The organism is Candidatus Eisenbacteria bacterium (assembly GCA_005893305.1).
Taxonomy (GTDB): Bacteria; Eisenbacteria; RBG-16-71-46; order SZUA-252; family SZUA-252; genus WS-9.
The window spans coordinates 43,725-61,951 of sequence record VBOZ01000017.1 but is presented as its reverse complement, the minus strand read 5'-3'; the positions used below and the strand labels follow the sequence as shown (position 1 = coordinate 61,951).

Genomic DNA, 18,227 nt, shown 5'->3' with positions numbered 1-18,227 from the left:
CTAGTGGAGCGAGCCGCTGCCGATCGGACAGCGCTTCTCGCGGATATGCTGCAGGAATTCGTCCCGGAATTTCTTCGCGAAGCCGCGCGCGGGCCATGCCGCCGCGTCGCCCAGCGCGCAGATCGTGTTTCCTTCGATCTCATCCGTGACCGAGAGAAGGATGTCGAGGTCGCGCTCGACGCCGTTTCCGGTCTCGATCTTCCAGAGGAGGCGCTGGAGCCAGCCGCATCCCTCGCGGCAGGGCGTGCACTGCCCGCACGACTCGTGGGCGAAGAAGCGCGCCGTGATCCACGCCGCGCGCACCATGCACGTCGTATCGTCCATGACGATCGGCGTCCCTGTGCCGAAGAGCGATCCGGCGCGGGTGAGCGAGTCGAAGTCCATCGGGATGTCGATCTCGTCGCCGGTCAGGACCGGGCACGAGGCCCCTCCGGGGATGACCCCCTTCACCGGCCGTCCGCCGGGCACCCCGCCGCCGTATTCCTCGATCAGCGCGCGCAGCGGAATGCCCATGGGCGCTTCGTAGACGCCGGGACGATTCACGTGCCCGCTCAACCCATATAGCTTGGGGCCGGAGTTCCGCTCGGGGCCGATCGAGGCGAACCACTCCCAGCCGCGCTTCACGATGTGCGGCACGCAGGCCAGCGTCTCCACGTTGTTCACCACCGTGGGACAGCCGAAGAGGCCGACGACCGCGGGGAACGGAGGCTTGAGCCGAGGCTCGCCGCGCTTCCCCTCGATCGATTCGATCAGGCCGGTTTCCTCGCCGCAGATGTAGGCGCCCGCGCCCAAGTACATCACCACGTCGCAGTCGAAGCCCGAGTTCAGGATGTTCTTCCCGACCAGGCCGGCCGCCCGCGCTTCGTCGATCGCCGACTGGAGAATCCGCGCTTCCTCGGCGAACTCCCCGCGGATGTAGATGTAGGCCCGGCGCGCTCCGATCGCGTAGGCCCCGATCACGGTCCCCTCGAGGACCTGATGCGGATCCTTCGCGCAGAGGAGGCGGTCTTTGAACGCCCCCGGCTCGCTCTCGTCGGCGTTCACGCAGAGATACTTCGGCTTGTCGGTCGACTTGGGGACGAACCCCCATTTGGTGCCGGTCGGGAACCCCGCGCCGCCGCGGCCGCGCAGTCCGGAGCGTTTCACGACGTCGATGATCTCCTCGGGCTGCTTCGTGAGCGCCGCCGCGAGGGCCTCGTAGCCCCCGTGCTTCCTGTAGACCTCGAGGGTGTGGGAACCCGGGAGGTCGACCGTCGCCATCAGCACGCGTCCGTTCGCGCTCATCTAGCGATCCACCTCCCCCAGCACAATGTCGATGCTCCCGATGCACGCGACGACGTCGGAGACCATGCGTCCGATGCTCATGCCCTCGAGGGCTTGAAGATTAATGAACGAGGGAGGGCGCACCCGCACGCGATACGGGAGAGGACCCCCGTCGCTCGCGACGTAGAATCCCAGCTCTCCCTTGGGCGACTCGATCGCGAAGTAGGCGTCCCCGGTCGGGGCGCGGAATCCCTCGGACATGATCTTGAAGTGGAAGATCAGCTCTTCCATCCCCTTCTTCACGTCCTCGCGGTTCGCCGGGAAGAGATACGGGTTGTCCGCTCGAACGGTCCCGGGGCGAAGCCGGTCGAGTCCCTGACGGACGAGCTTGAGCGATTGCTTCATCTCCTCGATGCGGCAGAGGTAGCGGTCGTAGACGTCGCCGTTTCGCCCGAGCGGCGTCTCGAATTCGTAGGTCTCGTAGCCGCAGTAGGGCTGGGTCTTTCGCACGTCGTAGGCGATGCCGCTGCCTCGCAGCGTGGGACCGGTCACGCTCAGCTGGAGCGCCTGCTCCGGGCTGATCGTGCCGACGCCGATCGTTCGATTCATCCAGATCCGGTTCTTGCTGAGGAGGTTCTGGTACTCCCCGAGAGCGACCGGGAACTCGTCGCAGAATTTCTTCACGAACGGAACGAACGCGTCGGGGACGTCCTGATAGAAGCCGCCCACGCGGAAGTAACTCGGCGTCAGGCGGGAGCCCGCCACCATGTCGTTCACGTCCAGGAGCTTCTCGCGCTCCCGGAAGCAATAGAGGAACACGCTCATGGCGCCGAGATCGATCGCATGCGTCCCGAGCCAGACGAGATGCGAGGAGATCCGGGTGAGCTCCAGCAGGATCACGCGCAGAACCTGCGCGCGCTCGGGGATCTCGAGACCCATGATCCGCTCCACCGCGCCCACGTAGGCCATGTTGTTCCCGAGCGGTGAGAGGTAGTCCATCCGGTCGGTGACCGTGATCGACTTGGTATAGGTCTTCGACTCCATGATCTTTTCCATGCCGGTGTGGAGGTATCCCATCACGGGCTTGAGCGAGACAACGGTTTCGCCGTCCAGCTCGATGACCAGGCGGAGCACCCCGTGGGTCGACGGGTGCTGCGGCCCCATGTTGATGGTGAGGGTCTTGAACTCCGGGGAGGCGAGCGCGGTGGACATCCCGGTGAAACGCTCTAGGCGCCGGCGGAGGGTGCGGGAGGAGCGGAAACGGGCCGGACGTGATCTTTGTCGATCTTCTCCTGAAGCTTCATGATGCCGTAGATCAGGGCCTCGGGGCGCGGCGGGCATCCGGGGACGTAGACATCCACCGGGACCACCGTGTCGACGCCCTGCACGATGGCGTAGTCGTTGAAGACGCCGCCGCACGAAGCGCACGCGCCCATCGAGATCACCCACTTGGGCTCCGGCATCTGATCGTAGATGCGCTTCAGCACCGGCGCCATCTTCTTGCTCACGCGTCCCGCGACGATCATGAGATCCGCCTGGCGCGGGGAGGCGCGAAACACCTCCGCGCCGAACCGCGCGAGGTCGTAGCGTGAAGCGCTGGTCGCCATCATCTCAATGGCGCAGCAGGCCAGCCCGAACGTGGCCGGCCAGAGCGAGGAGCGGCGTGCCCAGTTGACCATCTTGTCGACGGTCGTGGTGAGAATACCGTCCGGTACGAGCTCTTCTAAACCCATGTGGGATCACCTGCCTCGGTTGAAACGGGCGCCGGAAAACCGCGGCCCCGGCGCCAGAAACTGAACCGCACCCCCGAGCGTATCAATCGGAGCCTGTGAAATCAATCACAACCCCAGGCTCCCGAGAATCGACTCCGAGATATAGAACAAAAGCACTCCGCCAAAGACGCCGAGGGCCATCCCGATCCCCTTCGCCTCGTTCACGGCTGGGATCAGGTCGGAAGCCGCGACGTAAAGCGCCGCTCCGGCCGAGAGCGGGAGCGCGTAGACGACGAGCCCCGACCAGAAGGAGATCGTGACCACGCCTACGACCGTGGCGATTCCCAGCCACGCGGCGCTCATGACGGCCTCCCGGCGCGACCGGCCCGCAGCCACCATGATCGACCCGACCGTGAACCCCTCGGGGACCTTGTGCAGGATGATCGCGATGGCGATGAGGATCCCCAGAGAGGGCCGGATGAGAAACCCGGAGCCGATGGAGACGCCGTCGAGCAGCGTGTGGAGGAGCAGGCCGATCAGGGCGGTCGTGCCCACGACCGGCTCCACCCAGTGCTCGCGGTGCGTCTCCTCGCCGAAATGGAAGTGCCCGACGAGGACGTGCTCCGCAGCGTGGACGATCAGGTAGCCGACGAGGATGAGCGTACCCACGCCGAGCGGCGCCCCGCCGCGCGCGGCGATCAGCCGGTAGCTCTCGGGCACCATGCGGAGAAATACGGCGGCGAGCATGAAGCCCGCGCCCGCGGCGACGAAGTAGCTCTGGCGGACGCGGTCCCATCCCTGGCGCCCGACCGCGAGCCATCCCCCGACGACATTGGCGAGCCCGGCGACCACCCCGAAGGCGGCGGCCAGCATCCACCCGTCAGACAATCGGGTCACTCACCGCCTTGGCCTCGCTATCTGCCGCGGACGATGCCGGGCGTGTTCGTGGTGCCCAGGGGCACCAGAAGCTGTTCCTTCGAGTAGATGAAGGCGTCGCGCGAGTAGTCGGAGAGCTCGAAGTTGTGCCCCAGGAAGATGGCGTCCTCGGGGCAGGCTTCCTCACAGTAGCCGCAGAAAATGCAGCGGAGCATGTCGATTTCGTAGCGCTTGGCGTACCGCTCCCCGGCCGAGAAGCGGAGGGTCGGGGTATTCTCGGCGGCTTCCATGTAGATCGCGTCGGCCGGGCACACCGCGGCGCAGAGGCCGCAACAGACGCAGCGCTCCAGGCCGTTCTCGTAGCGGTGGAGCTCGTGGAGCCCGCGGAAGCGCGGATACATCTTCATCTTCACGTCCGGGTACTTCAACGTGACCGGCTTCTTGAAGAAGTGCGACAGGGTGATCGAAAGGCCCTTCATCAGCTCGGCGACCATGCGGCGCACCTCGTCGGGTTTACGGAGCTAAAGATGAGCCTCGAAGTGTAGGGGGCGCCGACGGGGCCGTCAAGCGCGGGGGGCGCGTCGGAGCGGATCAGGCGCCGGTGGAGTGTCCGTACTCCTCGGGGCGGATGTCGAGCTTCTTGATCTTGTAGAGGAGGGTCGTGCGCTTCATTCCGCCCAGGCTGCGGGCGGCCTCCGACTGATTTCCGCCGTGCGTGCGAAGCGCGTTCAGGATCATGTCGCGCTCGTCGGCGGAAGCGGGGCGGCCAGCGCCGCGCGCACCGGCCTGCCCGTGCCGGGCCCCATTGCGTCCCGGGATCTGAACCTGGACCGCTTCCGCGCGGCACCGGTCGCCGTCCTGGGCGAGGGCCACGGCCCGGTCGATGACGTTTCGAAGCTCCCGGACGTTTCCGGGCCAAGCGTACGACATGAGGTAGGCCCACGCCGATTCGCTCAGCGTGACGGTCTTGTGTGCCTGCACGCAGGCGCGCTCGAGCAGGTAGCGGCCGATCAGCTCGATGTCGCCCGGTCGCTCCCGGAGCGGCGGGACCTCGAGGCGGATCCCGTTCAGCCGATAGTAGAGATCGTCGCGGAAGAGCCCCCGCCGGACGAGGCCCCCCAGATCGCGAGTGGACGCCGCGATGACGCGCGCGTCCACCTGGCGGAGTCCCATGCCGCCCACGCGGCGGAGCTCGCCCATCTCGATCACGCGCAGAAGCTTCGCCTGGGCGGCGGTCAAGAGCTCGCTCACCTCATCGAGGAAGATCACCCCGCGGTGAGCCGTCTCGAAGAGCCCGGCCCGTGCGCGCTCGCCGCCAGGCCCTCCCGCCGCATCCCGTCCGAAGAGCTCGATGTCGAGCTGGCCGTCGGGGAGCGCGGCGCAGTGCCCCACGACGAAGACGTGACCCGACCGGTCGCTCAACGAGTGCGCCGCGCGGGCCAGCGCTTCCTTGCCGGTGCCGGTCTCCCCCAGGATCAGGATCGGCAGCCGGCTGCTCGAGGCGCGCTCGAGGATCCGCACCAGGTCGATCAGCCGCGGATCCTGAGTGACGACGCCGAGCTTGAAGCAGCCGGGGTCGGCGCCCCGCGGCGGCGCGTCGCTTCCCGCGGATACCCCCTCCGGCGCGGGGACGACAACCGGAAGGGACGCGATCTCCACGCCCAGGATCTTCTCGACGCGCTCGACCCAGTGGTCGAGCTTCATCGACATGGCGAGGCTGCGCGCCTCCCAGAGATAGTCGCGGGCCGCGCGCCGCTCTTCGGCGTCCCCGCCTGTGAGCAGGATCTCGCCCGCCCAGACGAGGAGGCGCGTGAGCTCGTACAGCGCCTCCAGCTTCCGCAGCTGCAAGATGCCTTCGTGCGCCGTCCGGATCGCCTTCTCCCGGTGCGACAGCAGGAGGTGCGCCATCGACATCACGCGGTACGTCGCGGCCTCTTCGAACCGGTCGTTGATCCTTCTCGCGACGCGGAGCCCGCGTTCGCACGTGATCAACGCCCGGTTCGGCTCCCCGATCCGGACGTGGATCTCGGCAATCCGGCGACTCAGCTCCGGCACCAGGTCTCCCTCGGGCGCCAGCTTCTCCGCGTGGACGAGCGCGCGATCGTAGCTCTCGATGGCCGATTGATTCTCGTGGCGGTCGAGGGCGAGGTCGCCCAGGTACTCGAGCGCGATGATCTGCTCGCGCTCGAAACCGTGCTCCTCGGCTTCCGAGAGAGCTCCCCGCACCTGCGTGTCCGCCTTGGCGAGGTCGCCGGCAATTCGTAGGAGAAACGCGTGGAAGAGGCGCGCCTGCACCTTGCCTCGAGAGTGCCCGCGCTCGCCGAACAAAGTCCGCGCGCGGGCGAGGCCCTGGTCGGCCTCCTCGAGTCGTCCGAGCTTCGCCAATGCGATGCTCAAGTTGAGCGAGAACGACGCCTCTTCGTGATAGAGGCCCGCGTCGCGCGCCTGAAGCTGGCCGCGCGCGAACTCGCCGACCGCGCGGTGGAACTCGCCCGCGCTCAGGAAGCAGAGGCCGAGGAGATTCCGGGAGCGCAGCATTCCCGCGGTGTCCTCGAAATCCCACCTGCTGATGTGATAGGCCGCGCGGAAGTGCTCCTCCGCGCGGGACGGCCGGCCGATGCGCCAGACGGCGCGGCCGGCGGCGATGTGGAACTCGAGGAGCGCGCGCTTGTCGTCGGGGTGGAGCGCGTAGAGCTCGCTCAGCTTCTTCTCGGCGATCTCCCCGACTTCCTTCCACCGGCCCAGCCCGAGGAGGGCCCGGCAGCGCGCCAGGAGCAGCGGGGTCTCCAGCGCCTCCGGGAGGGGCCCGGTTGCCCTGATCTCCGCGACCGCGTCCAGGACCGCGGAGAATCGCGCGTGCGCGAGAAGATCGTCGATTTTGAGGAGGAAGCCGCCGGTGTCGCTCCGCGGCCTCTTGTCGTCGATCATGAGACCTCAGGAGCGGGCACTCGCCCGCCCCGGTGTTGGTTTTAAAGCCGCATCAAAGAACGATGATTCGGATCCACGTGCGAACGTACGAGAGCCAGATCAGGCGGCCGTACGAGAAGCCGGCCTTCCCGACAAGGGCGTTTGCGCTCCCCTGCATGTGTGCCGATACGTTCCGGTTGAGCTTGGGCGTCGGGCTCGGCTGATCGTCCGCCGTGGGATCGCCATCCGGATACGGCGGCTCATTCGGCTTGTAGAGCCGCGCCTCCGCGTCCCGTGGCGCTCCGCCGAGGACCGCGAGCAAGAGTGCCGTCCCGGTCCACGCGAGCAACCGGAAGCCGCCCGACCTCTGGATCTTCATGGAGACCACCTCCGCGTCTCCGGCGACGATGCGGCGAGCTGGGGGTGGGGACTCGCCATGGCGTGTTGTAACCGATTTGTCCATTTTGTTCGCTCCTGAGCGGCCGAAGCGGCACGCTCCGAGAATGCCACTACATGGGGAATGGACGCGGCCAGGGAAACGAAAGGCGCTGCCGGCCCCGGGGATGGGTAGCGAGCGCGATTGGATTTCGATGTGGGCTTGGAAGCCACGCGCGCACCCTTTCCGTGGGCAGGCACTCCGGCTACGCAACCGAACGGTAGCAAAGTCTCAGGTCAAACGCAAGCCCAAAAAGGTCTTAGACGCTCGGGGCGGCGGTCCGCCGCGAGGGGCGGGCAGCGGCCCGAGGGCGCTATGTGCTATAATTGGCGTCTGTTCCCGTCCATCCGAGCGCGCGCATCCGAGACGTAGGGGAATGAACGAAGCAAACCGCATCCGCACGGCATTCCTTTCGTCGCTCTCGCTCCACGAGGCCGCCCCCGAAGATCGGAAGCGTCTGATCGAGCTCACCCTGACCGGGATCGACGACGAGCGCCGCGATCAGATCGCGTTCGAGATCGCGGAGCGCCTTCTCGATTCCGGCGCGCTCGAGCGGGTGGATCGCTTCCAGCGTGACGGGAAGCCGTACGTGCGATACCGGATTCCCGCGTCGGGCGAGACCTTCCTCCTTGCCGCGCGGGAGGACACCCCGGCCGAGGAGCTGGTCCGGGTCTCACGGCCCCACTGGCACGCGCGAAGCCGGCTCCTCTACCGCAGTCTTTCCCACCTGATCGCCGTCGAGCGAAAGCTCTTCACGCGCGACGAGCGAAATCTCGAATATCTCCAGACCGACGTGGGCGAGATCCTGAGAACGATCCTCGCGTCCGCCCGCCAGGTCCTCGAGTGCGACGAAACGCGCCTCTTCGCGCTCAACCGGGGCGTCGAGGAGCCGCGCCACGTGCAGCCGGTCAGCGAGGGAGAGCCCTGGAACCGGGCGCTCGCCGAGGAATGGGTGGCGAAGCGCGCCCTCCCGGTCTACGTCCATGACTTCTCCGAGCCGGGAACGGTGCAGACGATGGTCGACGCCGAGGCGATGGACGCCACGGTGCATCTCGCGATCGCGCCCTATTCGCCGCGACCCGGGTCCGGGGAGCACCGCTCGTTCGCGATGGCGCGCGTGGGAGAGCCGGGATCTCCGTTCCTGTTCGCGCTGGAGGCCTGGAGCAAGACCCCCGGATTCTTCACCGACGAGCGGATCGGAATCCTGACCGTCGTCGGGGAGCACGCCACCGACCTGCTCCTGACCCTGAGGAAGCTCGGGATGCTCGTCATGGTCGACGAGCTCACCGGGATTTACAACCGCCCGTACTTCGGACGCCAGCTGGACCACGAGCTCGCGCGCGCCTACCGCGAGGAGCGGCCCATGTCGCTCATCATCGCCGACATCGACGACTTCAAGCGCGTCAACGACACCTACGGATACGAAGCCGGGAACGTGGTGCTGCGGGAGATCTCCCAGACCTTGGCCTCGAGCGTCCGGCCGTTCGACACGGTCGCGCGCTGGGGCGGCGAGGAGTTCGCGCTGATCTTGAGCGCCGCCACGACGAAGGCCGAAGCGAAGGAGATCTGCGAGCGACTTCGGCTCAAGGTGCAGAACATGGCGATCGTCGTGCCTGGCCTGGACGGCCGCGAGAACGCCGTTCGCGTGACGATGAGCTTGGGGGGCGCCCTCTTCCCCGCCGACGTACCGGTAACCTGGGATCGCTCCCGCGGCCTGGACCGCCCCCAGCGGGAAAAGCTCGCCCACGAGCTCTGGGCGCGCGCGAACGCTCACCTCCGAATCGCGAAGGAGCGCGGCAAGAATCAGGGCGTGTTCGCGGGCGAGTAGGCTTTGGCGCGGGCTACCCGCGCCGCTTCAGCGTGCGGAGCGTCAGGTAGAGCATGAGATTCACGGCGAAGATCCCCACCCACATTCCGTCGATCGTAAGCCGCCGTTCCACGACGAGGTCGCCGAGCAGCTCCATGTACGTGAAGACGGCCACGATCGCGAAGAGCCCCGAATACTCGCCCCGAAGCACCGTGCCCCAGGAAAAACGACGCGCCGGCGGCTGCCAGCTCCGAAGCCGCGGCCAGAACGCCGGCGTTTGCGCGGCCCAGAGCGAGTAGGTCTCGCCGAACTTCTCGTGGAGGAACGCCTCCTCCGCGAACATGATGCGCTCGTAATAAAGCCAGAAGGCGAGCGTGACGATGATCGGAAGCCACCAGTCGTGCGTGAAGAGCGCGAGGCCGAGCCAGTTGAAGTAGTTGCCCAGATAGAGCGGGTGCCTCGTTACGGAATACATCCCGTCGGTGTTCAACGTTTCCGCGACCTGGCCGCGCGTGTTGCGGCCCGAGGTTCCGTGCGGCCGGTAGCCGATCGTCATGACCCGGATGGCGACGCCGACGAGCGAGACGCCTAGGCAGAAGAGCTCCCAGATCCGGTCCCACTCGTGGCTGCCCCGGAAATAGGAAAAGTGCAGCATGTCCACGTGGACGAGGACGAGGAGGAACAAGGGGAGATAGCTTCGGCGTCGAAAGAGCCAGTCCCCCGCGCGTCGGAGCTCCTCGGCCAATTGCATGGATCAGCCCTCGACCCGGATCAGGCCGGCGGCGAACTCGGCGGGATCGAAGGGGATCAAATCGTCCAGCCCCTCGCCCACTCCGATCCACCGGATCGGCGTCCGGAGCGAGTCGGCGACCGCGAGCACGATACCGCCCTTCGCCGTGCCGTCCAGCTTGGCCAACGCGATCCCGCTCAGCTTGAGCGCGCGGTCGAACTCGCGGGCCTGCGCGAGCCCGTTCTGCCCCACCGTGGCGTCCAGCACGAGGAGGGTCTCGTGGGGCGCTCCCGGCAGCGCCTTCTCGATCACACGGCGGATCTTCTCCAGCTCCGCCATCAAGTTCGACTTCACGTGGAGCCGCCCCGCCGTATCGACGATCACCCGGTCGACGTTCCGGCTCTTCGCGCGCGCCATGCCGTCGAACGCGACCGCGGCCGGGTCGGCGCCCGGCTTCTGCTTCACCATCTCCACGCCCGCCCGCTCGGCCCAGATCTCGAGCTGGTCCGCCGCCGCCGCGCGGAAGGTGTCGCAAGCGACGAGCAACACGGATTCCCCACCTTGCTTGTAGCGATTGGCCAGTTTCGCAATGGTCGTCGTCTTGCCGGTGCCATTGACGCCGATGACTAATGTGATATGGGGCCGCGGGATGGCTCCGGGGACACGGGGTGAAGAAACGGTCCCCTCCGCCATCCCGCGGCCCCCGTTTCGCAGTAGGGACTCGATCTCGGCACGCATGGCATCGAGCGGGTCGCCGGAGAACGTGGAATCAGAGAGACGGTTTTTCACGCCCGTGAGGATCTTGTCCGTGGTGGCGGGCCCCGCGTCGGAGCGCAGGAGGGCTGCCTCGAGCGTCTCGTAGTCCTCATCGGTGAGCTGGCGCCCCGGCTGGAAGACCGAGGCGACCCGGCCGAAGAGCGCGTCCCGGGTCTTCTGCAGGCCTTGCGTGATCTTGTCGAGGAACGACACGGCGCCCTACGATTCGACCGGCGCGAGCTCCTCCGGTGCGGGCTCGATCTCGGCCGGTCGCTCCCGATTCCAGCGGACGGAGACAAGCTTCGAGACCCCGAGCTCCTCCATCGTGACGCCGTAGAGGCAGTCGGCCACCTCCATCGTCTTCTTGTTGTGCGTCACGACGATGAACTGGGTCTTCTCGCTGAATTCGCGGAGTAGACGGACGAATCGGTCGATGTTGGCGTCGTCGAGCGGCGCGTCCACCTCGTCGAGGATGCAGAAGGGGCTCGGCTTGACGAGATAGATGGCGAAGAGGAGTGCTATGGCGGTGAGCGCCTTCTCGCCTCCCGAGAGGAGGGAGAGCGATTGCGGCTTCTTGCCGCGCGGGCGCGCGAGGATCTCGATCTCCGCCTCGAGCGGGTCTTCCCCGGTCAGGAGCAGCGCGGCCTCTCCTCCCTCGAAGAGCGAGGTGAACACCTTCTGGAAGTTCGTGTTCACCAGGGCGAACGTGTCCAGGAAGAGCTGCGAGGCGGTGCCGTTGATCTTCTGGATCGCTTCGAGGAGCGACTGGCGGGCGTCGTCGAGATCCTGCCTCTGCCCCGTGAGGAAGCGAAGCCGCTCGCGCCGCTCATCGTAATCCTGGAGCGCGAGCAGGTTGACCGGCCCCACCGCGCGGAGCTTCTCGCCGAGGAATCGGAGTCTGGCCTCGCGGTCTTCCCGCGGCGCGCCGGCTAGGACGGGAGCCGCCCCCGGGGACGTGTCGGAGGCTGCCCCGCGGTCGACGATCGCCTCGTCCGGAACACGACCCTCCTCCGCCTCGACATCCACATCCTCGACCTCGGCGAGCGCATTCTCCGCGCCGGATTCGCCCTCCGCGATCGCGCCTTCGACCGGCGGCACGTAGGTCGCCAGATCCACCTCGTATTCATTCCGGATCCGCTCGATGAGGCGGCGGTTGTCGCCGTCGGCCTCGGCCTGCTCGAGCTCCGCGCGATGGAGCCGCTCGGTCAGCTCGGCGTGCTCCCGCCGGTGCTCGCGGGTGCGCGCCTCGAAGTCGTCGGCGAGGCCCATCACCTCCCCGAACCGGTCGCGCGACTTCTGTAGGATCATCTCCCGCTCCGTCTTTCGCTCGACCTCCTGGGCCAGCTCGCCTTCGCGCTGGGCGCTGAGGGCGTCGGTCTCCTGGATGCGCTTCTCGGTGAGCGCCGCCTCTTCATCTCGGCTCCGGATGTCGCGCTCGGCCTCGGCGGCGCTCGCCATGAGCCGCTCGATCTCCTTGAGGCTCGACTCGACCGCGGCGCGCGAACGGGTCGCCTCGATGCGGGCCTCCGCGTGCTGGGCGACCGACCGCTCCCGCTCCAGCTCGATCTCGCGGACCGCCGTCTCCTCCTGGGCGAGGATGCCGTCCACGCGTCCGCGCTCCTCGTCGGCGGTCTGGAGTGCGGCCATGGCGCTCTCCGTCTCGGCGAGGGCGCGCGTGTGCTCGGCCTCGACGGCCGCAAGCGACGCCGCCAGCGAGCCCGCCATCTGGACCATCGCGTCTCCGCGGATCGTGAGCTCCGCCCGCCTCGACTCCTGGGCGCGATGGGCCTGCTCCGCGACGGCGAGGGTCCGATTCGCCTCCTCCAACTCGGCCACGGCCGCGGCGCGGACCTGGCGGAACTGCTCGGAGACCTTGACCGTCCCGGCCAGGGCGCGGGCGGAGGCCTCGATCTCCCCGGCGAGCCCGGTCAGCTCGTCCTCGCGGCGGAGCACCGACCCGGCGCGAGTGGAGCCGCTTCCGCCGTGGAAGATTCCCGGGCCGACGACCCGCTCCCCGCGCCGCGTGACGAAGTGCAGCCTCTCGGCGGCGAAGCGCTCGTTCAGCTTGAGCCCCGCCTCGATCGAGTCGACCACGACGACGCCGGAGAGAAGGAACGACGCGAGCGCGACGTAGCCGGGCTCGAATCGCACGTGGTCGAGAAGCGGCCCGAGCACGCCGGGCGCTTGCGAGACTTCATCGGAGAGGGGCGTGACCCGGAAACGGGAGAGTCGGTCGAGGGAGATGAACGTCGCGCGGCCCTCGCCGCTCCCCTCCAGCGCCTGAAGAGCCTGGAGGGCGGCGTCGGTCCGCTCGGCCACGATGAACTGCACGGCTTCGCCCAGGGCCGCCTCGAGCGCGGTGAGCCACTCGCCGGAGGCCTGGAGCACGTCGCCCACCGTGCCGAGGATCCTCGCCGGCCGGCTCGGCCCCGCGACCAGCCAGCGAACGCTCGCGTCGTAGCCTTCGTAGCGCTCCTTGAGCTCGCGGAGCGTCGCATGGCGCGCCTCGAGGGCCGCCTGCGCTTCCCGGGCCCGCATTTCCAACCCGTCCTGCTCCGCGATCTTCGATTCCGCCTCCGCGATGGAGGCGAGGGCCGCCTGAACGCCCGCCTTCGCGCGCTCCACCTCCGCGGCCGTTCCCGTCATCAAGCGCTCGATCCCCTGAAGCCCGGCGCGCAGGGTCTCCTCTTCGAGGGCGAGCGATGCGCGCTGCTTGCCGAGCTCCTCGCGCCGGTTGGCGAGCTCCGCGCGCTTTTCCTTCCACGCGCGGGCCGAGCTCTCCTGAAGCACGCGGGCTTCGAAGAGATCGAGGGAGAGCTGCTTCCTCTCCGCGAGCGCGGTGCGGCGCTGCTCGAGATCGGGGCCCAGCCCGGCCAGCTTGGCCAAGAGACGCCGCTCCTCGGAGTCGCGCTCCGCCTGGGTCTGATCGAGACGCGCGCGCTCCGCGGTCAGCCGCTCCGCATGCGAGCGGACTTCCTCGACGCTCTGCCGAAGCCGGCTCGATTCGGAGCGGGCGTGCTCCAGCTTCTCGACCAGGCCGGCGCGCCGCTCGCGGAGCACCGCGACCTCGTTCAGAAGCGACGCCCCGCGCGCTTCGTGCTCGCTCAGGGCCTCCTGAGCGAGGCGGACCTCCCCCTCGCGCTTCAGGAGCTCCAGCTTGTGCTGCTCCAGCTCCGCTTCGTGACGCGCGAGAACGCCTCCCATCGCGGCGCGGCGATTCTCGGCTCCCGCCCGCTCGTCGCGGAGGGCGCCCGTCTCCTTCGCGATCCGGTCGTACTCCTCCTTCGCGAGGCCGAGATCGATCCGGCGGATCTCATCCTTGAGCCGCCCGTAGCGGCGCGCCTTGCCCACCTGCCGCGCGAGGGAGCGAACCTCCCTCTCGATCTCCGCGATGATGTCGCTCACGCGCGTGAGATCGGTGAGCGTGAGGTCGAGCTTCTGGAGCGCCTCCTTCTTCCGGGTCTTGTACCGCATGATGCCCGCCGCTTCCTCGAAGAGGAACCGCCGGTGCCCGCTCTCGTCGGAGAGCACGTTGTCGACCATGCCTCGCTCGATCAGCGAATAGGCGTGCGATCCCATCCCGGTGTCCAGGAAGAGCTCGCGGACGTCCTTGAGCCGGCACGCGTTCCGATTGATCGAGTACTCGCTCTGCCCGCTCCGGAACGTTCTCCGGGCGATCATGACCTCCGTGTATTCCGAAGGCAGAACGCCCCGGTTGTTCACCATCGTGAGGGAGACTTCCGCCATGCCGAGCGGCTTGCGGTGCGCCGACCCCGTGAAGATCACGTCTTCCAGCGTATCCCCGCGGAGGTGACGCATGTTCTGCTCGCCCAGCACCCAGCGGATCGCCTCGACGATGTTCGTCTTGCCGCTGCCGTTCGGTCCCACGACCGACGTAATGCCGGGGCCGAACTCGACCCGGACGCGCTGGGGGAAGGATTTGAATCCCTGGATGTCGAGCCGTTTTAGGAACACACGCTACCTCGGAGTCGAAGGGTAGGCTTCAGCCCGGTCGACCCAGCCGTTCTCGAGAAGCCACCGCGCGTGGGCTCGCGCCTCGGCCTCGGTGGCGAAGTGTCCGACGAAGACCCGGTAGTATCCCGACGCGGTGGGCGCCGGCTCATACCAGGCGTCCGCGCCGCGGAGCCGGAGCTGGCGGACCAGTCCACGCACCTTGTCCTCGGACTTGAATGAGGCGACGTGGACGCGGAACGGCGTATCCGGCGTCGGCGCGGAGGGCGGAATGACCCCGCTCTCGGCGCTTCCCGCGGCGCCCGCGGACGTGCCAGACGATGGCGAGGTCGCGCCCGCGCTGCCCGCGAGCGGAGCTGACGATTCTCCTCCGCCCTGGTCGGCGGGAGGAGCGGACTCCGACGGCGCGGGCTGCACCTCCTCCGTGCCCGCCGGAAGGGTCTCCCTGCTCAGAGGCAGCCGGGGCTGGCGCGACACGACGACGGCAACGCTGGCCGCGACCACGAGACCGACGCCGATCCCGACCAAGAGCCCCGTATTGGAGCGCCGACCCCGCGTTCGCCTTCTCCCTCCGTAGCGGACTTCCCGATCGAGGGTGGCCGTGAGATCGGCGTGATCCCGGTCCTCGCCTCGAGTCGCGGACGGGCCGGGCTCGATCGCGGCGCGCGAAGGAATCGGTCGGGGCGGCGGCTCGGGAAAGTCGCGGCGCGGAGGAGGCGCGTCCCACGCGCCCACCGGAACCGTATGCACCGAATCGGGCGCCGGAGCCGGAGGCATGGCCGGGACCGCCGGGGGCGGAGGCGTCGGGGCAACCGTCGCGGCCGGAGGCGTCGGAGCAACCGTCGCGGCCGGAGGCGCCGGAGTGGGAGCGTCCCCCGCCCTGCGAACCGGCGCGATCGTCGGGGCCGGCTGCATCGACGGCTCGATCCCGACGCATCCGATGATCGGAGCGTCCGATCCCCAAAGCTCTAGGAAGGCATCTCGCAGCTCGGCGCGGCCGACACGCGCGACGGAAGCCGCCAACAGCACCCCGTCCATCCGCTTCGACAGCTTTCCGACAAAGCCGCGCCGGTCGAGGAGGGGCGCGACGAAGAGGGTCACGGCCACGTGGGCCGCCAGGCCGCGGGAAGCGCGCTCCCAGTCGCGATGGTCCGCGATCCGGGTCTCGTCGGGAGGGTGACTCCCGGGGCCGACCAGCCAGAGTCCGTCCGCCACGATCTCCCAGGCGACCCGGCGGAACGAGCAGCCGTACTCCAGCATGTCGACGAAGCCTTCGTTCGGATGGGGCCGTGGGCGGACGACGGTAGGATTCCAGAAGTCGAGGTCGACGACCGCGACCTTGAGGCCGCGGCGGCTCCATTCGCGCGCCAGGGCCAGCCCTGTCGCGAAGCATTCGGGATCGTCGGGGAAGCCGGCCAGAAGGAGGGATCGGAGCGTCAGGGTTTGGCGGGTTTCCACGAGACCGTCGACCACCGAGGAAAGGGCGGGCGGGGCCAGGATCCCGAGCATCGCGGAGACGCCCGCACCGCTGGGCACCGGGTCGACGCTGGAGATCCCGAGAAGCGGAAGGTTGACCTCGCGCGCGAAGGCCTGTGGATCCGTGTAGCGCTCGACGTCCGCTTCGATCACCCTTGTTCCCCCTCCCGAGACGCCCGGACGAGCGACGCGATCAGCCGCGGCACTTCGCTTTTCGCGACGGTCCTCATGTCGAGGAGCAGCCGATCTGCCTCGATCCGACCGAGAACCGGATCGGGACCCAGGCGCAGCGCGCGCGCCAGATCGGCGATCTTCCCCCGCGGCGCGCGTACCGATACAGCGTAGGAAGGCACGCGCGCGAGCGGCATCGAGCCTCCCCCCACCTCGGCGGTGGAGGCTATCACCTCCGCGCCCGTCAGGACAGCGAGTTCCGCACCGAGACCGCGCACCACGCGCCGCGCGCGGGCGCGCACGGTGTCCGCGGGCTCTCCCAGCATCCGGAGCACCGGGACCGCGGCGCGGAGCGTCTCCGGATCGCGATAGAGACGGAGCGTGGCTTCGAGCGCGGCGAGCGTGAGCTTGTCGACGCGGAGCGCGCGCGCCATCGGGTTCGCGCGGCAGGCCTCGATCATCCGTTTCGTCCCGGCGAGGATCCCCGCCTGAGGACCGCCGAGGAGCTTGTCGCCGCTCGCGCACGCCAAGGGGACCCCTTCGGCCAGAGCTTCTTTCAAGAGCGGCTCCTCCGGAAGCCCGAGCTGTCTCAGATCGATCAGCGCCCCGCTTCCGACGTCCTCGAGCAGCGGAATCTTCTTCCGTCGGGCGAGGCGGACCAAATCCTCGCGGGACACGCTCTCGGAAAACCCGACGATCGCGAAGTTGCTGGCGTGGACCCGGAGGAGGAGCCCGGTCTTGGGCCCGATGGCGCCTTCGTAGTCCCGGAGCCGGGTCCGGTTCGTCGTCCCGACCTCGCGGAGGGTCGCTCCGGCCCGCTCGAGAATCTCGGGAATCCGGAACGAGCCGCCGATCTCGACCAAGTGACCCCGGGAGATCACCGCCTCCCGGCCGGAAGCCAACGTGTTCAGAGCCAGGAGCATCGCCGCGGCGTTGTTGTTCACGACGAGGACCGCGGGCGCGCCCAGGAGTTGGCGGAGGAGCGGCTCCAGATGGGCCATGCGGGAGCCGCGCTTCCCGCTCTCCAGATCGATTTCCAGATTCGTGTACGAGCGGGCCGCCTCGGTAACCGCGGCGACCGCGGTTTCGGGGAGGGTCGCGCGCCCCAGGTGCGTGTGGAGGATGACGCCGGTCGCATTGATCACCGATTTCAAGCTCGGGACGAGGCTCTGCTCCGCGCGGCGCCGTGTCTCGGCCGCAAGCGATTCGACCGAGGGCGCGCTGCCCTGCGCGCCGCGGCGGAGCGAGTCGCGCAGAGCGGCGAGCGTCTCGCGCGCGGCCCCCACCACGACGCTCCGCGGAACGCGCGCCCCGAGCTCGGCGAGCGCCTGGGTTTGGAGAAGCGATTCGACCGAGGGGATCGCGCGGAGCTTGCCGCGCGCCCCGTTCCGCCGCGCGCCGCCCGCGCTCACGCCGCCCCTCCCAGGTACGCGGCCTGGACCGACGGGTTGGCCAGGAGCGCGTCGGCCCGATCGGCGAGGCAGACCTGTCCGGTCTCGAGCACGTAGCCCCGGTCGGCCACCGCCAGCGCCATCCGCGCGTTCTGCTCCACCAGGACGATCGTCGTCCCCTGCCCGCGGATCTCCCGGATGACCGCGAAGATCTCTCGAACCAGGAGTGGCGCCAGCCCCAGGGAGGGCTCGTCCATGAGAAGCAGCTTCGGCCGGGCCATCAAGGCCCGCCCGATCGCGAGCATCTGCTGCTCGCCGCCGCTCAGGGTCCCGGACGGCTGACGCCGGCGCTCCTCGAGCCGCGGGAAGAGGCGGAAGATCCGCTTCAGATCCTCGGCGATCCCGGCGCGGTCCCGGCGGAGGTAGGCGCCCAGGTCGAGGTTGTCGCCGACCGAGAGATTCGCGAAGACGATCCGACCCTCGGGAACGTGGGAGATCCCGAGCTTCACGATCTCGTGGGCGGGACGCCCCGCGATCGAATTCCCGCGATAGCGGATCGCGCCGGCGCTGGGCTTCAATAGGCCCGAGATCGCGCGGAGGGTCGTGCTCTTCCCTGCCCCGTTCGCGCCGACCAGGGTGACGATCTGCCCCTCCTCGACCGAGATCGAGACTCCCTTGAGCGCGTGGATCGCCCCGTAGTGGACGTGCGTCGCCTCGAGCTCGAGCAGGA

14 protein-coding genes are annotated in these 18,227 nt (G+C 68.6%); 1 reads left to right on the top strand and 13 read right to left on the bottom strand.

The genetic code is table 11. The annotated features are described in order from the left end of the window. The 7 genes from nuoF to E6K79_06585 form a co-directional block, all read right to left on the bottom strand. Positions 1-1,284 (bottom strand): NADH-quinone oxidoreductase subunit NuoF, encoded by a 1,284-nt coding sequence (gene nuoF, locus E6K79_06615; protein TMQ64705.1) that lies wholly within the window; start codon positions 1,282-1,284, stop codon positions 1-3. Continuing rightward, on the bottom strand, positions 1,285-2,475 hold the full coding sequence (gene nuoD, locus E6K79_06610) for an NADH dehydrogenase (quinone) subunit D (protein TMQ64704.1): 1,191 nt from the start codon (positions 2,473-2,475) through the stop codon (positions 1,285-1,287). Between the two features lie 14 nt (positions 2,476-2,489). Further along, positions 2,490-2,996, bottom strand: a complete 507-nt coding sequence (locus E6K79_06605; GenBank protein ID TMQ64703.1) for an NADH-quinone oxidoreductase subunit B — start codon at positions 2,994-2,996, stop codon at positions 2,490-2,492. Between the two features lie 105 nt (positions 2,997-3,101). Continuing rightward, positions 3,102-3,848, bottom strand: a complete 747-nt coding sequence (locus E6K79_06600) for a ZIP family magnesium transporter (GenBank protein TMQ64843.1) — start codon at positions 3,846-3,848, stop codon at positions 3,102-3,104. Between the two features lie 41 nt (positions 3,849-3,889). Further along, positions 3,890-4,345: an NADH-quinone oxidoreductase subunit NuoI gene (nuoI, locus tag E6K79_06595; GenBank protein ID TMQ64702.1), complete on the bottom strand. Its 456-nt coding sequence runs from the start codon at positions 4,343-4,345 to the stop codon at positions 3,890-3,892. Between the two features lie 97 nt (positions 4,346-4,442). Continuing rightward, the gene (locus E6K79_06590; GenBank protein TMQ64701.1) at positions 4,443-6,779 is read right to left on the bottom strand and encodes a sigma-54-dependent Fis family transcriptional regulator; all 2,337 of its coding nucleotides are present in this window, start codon (positions 6,777-6,779) and stop codon (positions 4,443-4,445) included. A 52-nt stretch (positions 6,780-6,831) separates the two neighbouring features. After that, positions 6,832-7,137 (bottom strand): hypothetical protein, encoded by a 306-nt coding sequence (locus E6K79_06585; GenBank protein TMQ64700.1) that lies wholly within the window; start codon positions 7,135-7,137, stop codon positions 6,832-6,834. Between E6K79_06585 and E6K79_06580 the strand changes: the two genes are divergently transcribed. Further along, positions 7,136-9,022: a GGDEF domain-containing protein gene (locus tag E6K79_06580; protein ID TMQ64699.1), complete on the top strand. Its 1,887-nt coding sequence runs from the start codon at positions 7,136-7,138 to the stop codon at positions 9,020-9,022. The two genes, E6K79_06585 and E6K79_06580, sit on opposite strands and share 2 nt — an antisense overlap. 13 nt (positions 9,023-9,035) lie before the next feature. On the opposite strand, the gene E6K79_06575 is transcribed toward E6K79_06580, so the two are convergent. Genes E6K79_06575 through E6K79_06550 form a run of 6 tightly spaced genes read right to left on the bottom strand, consistent with a single transcriptional unit; the run spans position 9,036 to position 18,225 of the window. Then, the gene (locus E6K79_06575) at positions 9,036-9,752 is read right to left on the bottom strand and encodes a DUF1295 domain-containing protein (GenBank protein TMQ64698.1); all 717 of its coding nucleotides are present in this window, start codon (positions 9,750-9,752) and stop codon (positions 9,036-9,038) included. A gap of 3 nt (positions 9,753-9,755) precedes the next feature. Continuing rightward, a complete protein-coding gene (ftsY, locus tag E6K79_06570) occupies positions 9,756-10,700 on the bottom strand; it encodes a signal recognition particle-docking protein FtsY (protein TMQ64697.1) in 945 nt (314 codons plus the stop codon). A 6-nt stretch (positions 10,701-10,706) separates the two neighbouring features. After that, positions 10,707-14,462, bottom strand: coding sequence for a chromosome segregation protein SMC (gene smc, locus E6K79_06565; protein ID TMQ64696.1), 3,756 nt, complete (start codon positions 14,460-14,462; stop codon positions 10,707-10,709). A 3-nt stretch (positions 14,463-14,465) separates the two neighbouring features. After that, positions 14,466-16,088, bottom strand: a complete 1,623-nt coding sequence (locus E6K79_06560) for a hypothetical protein (GenBank protein TMQ64695.1) — start codon at positions 16,086-16,088, stop codon at positions 14,466-14,468. Then, the gene (gene selA / locus E6K79_06555; protein TMQ64694.1) at positions 16,085-17,590 is read right to left on the bottom strand and encodes an L-seryl-tRNA(Sec) selenium transferase; all 1,506 of its coding nucleotides are present in this window, start codon (positions 17,588-17,590) and stop codon (positions 16,085-16,087) included. The genes E6K79_06560 and selA overlap by 4 nt, the downstream gene beginning before the upstream one ends. After that, positions 17,515-18,225, bottom strand: a complete 711-nt coding sequence (locus E6K79_06550; GenBank protein TMQ64842.1) for an ABC transporter ATP-binding protein — start codon at positions 18,223-18,225, stop codon at positions 17,515-17,517. Before E6K79_06550 ends, selA begins: the two co-directional genes overlap by 76 nt. Positions 18,226-18,227 lie beyond the last annotated feature (2 nt).

Bases quoted from the DNA above. Each gene is read 5' to 3' on its own strand.
- nuoF (TMQ64705.1), bottom strand. From the start codon at position 1,284: ATGAGCGCGAACGGACGCGTGCTGATGGCGACGGTCGACCTCCCGGGT.
- nuoD (TMQ64704.1), bottom strand. From the start codon at position 2,475: ATGTCCACCGCGCTCGCCTCCCCGGAGTTCAAGACCCTCACCATCAAC.
- E6K79_06605 (TMQ64703.1), bottom strand. From the start codon at position 2,996: ATGGGTTTAGAAGAGCTCGTACCGGACGGTATTCTCACCACGACCGTC.
- E6K79_06600 (TMQ64843.1), bottom strand. From the start codon at position 3,848: ATGCTGGCCGCCGCCTTCGGGGTGGTCGCCGGGCTCGCCAATGTCGTC.
- nuoI (TMQ64702.1), bottom strand. From the start codon at position 4,345: ATGGTCGCCGAGCTGATGAAGGGCCTTTCGATCACCCTGTCGCACTTC.
- E6K79_06590 (TMQ64701.1), bottom strand. From the start codon at position 6,779: ATGATCGACGACAAGAGGCCGCGGAGCGACACCGGCGGCTTCCTCCTC.
- E6K79_06580 (TMQ64699.1), top strand. From the start codon at position 7,136: ATGGAGACCACCTCCGCGTCTCCGGCGACGATGCGGCGAGCTGGGGGT.
- E6K79_06585 (TMQ64700.1), bottom strand. From the start codon at position 7,137: ATGAAGATCCAGAGGTCGGGCGGCTTCCGGTTGCTCGCGTGGACCGGG.
- E6K79_06575 (TMQ64698.1), bottom strand. From the start codon at position 9,752: ATGCAATTGGCCGAGGAGCTCCGACGCGCGGGGGACTGGCTCTTTCGA.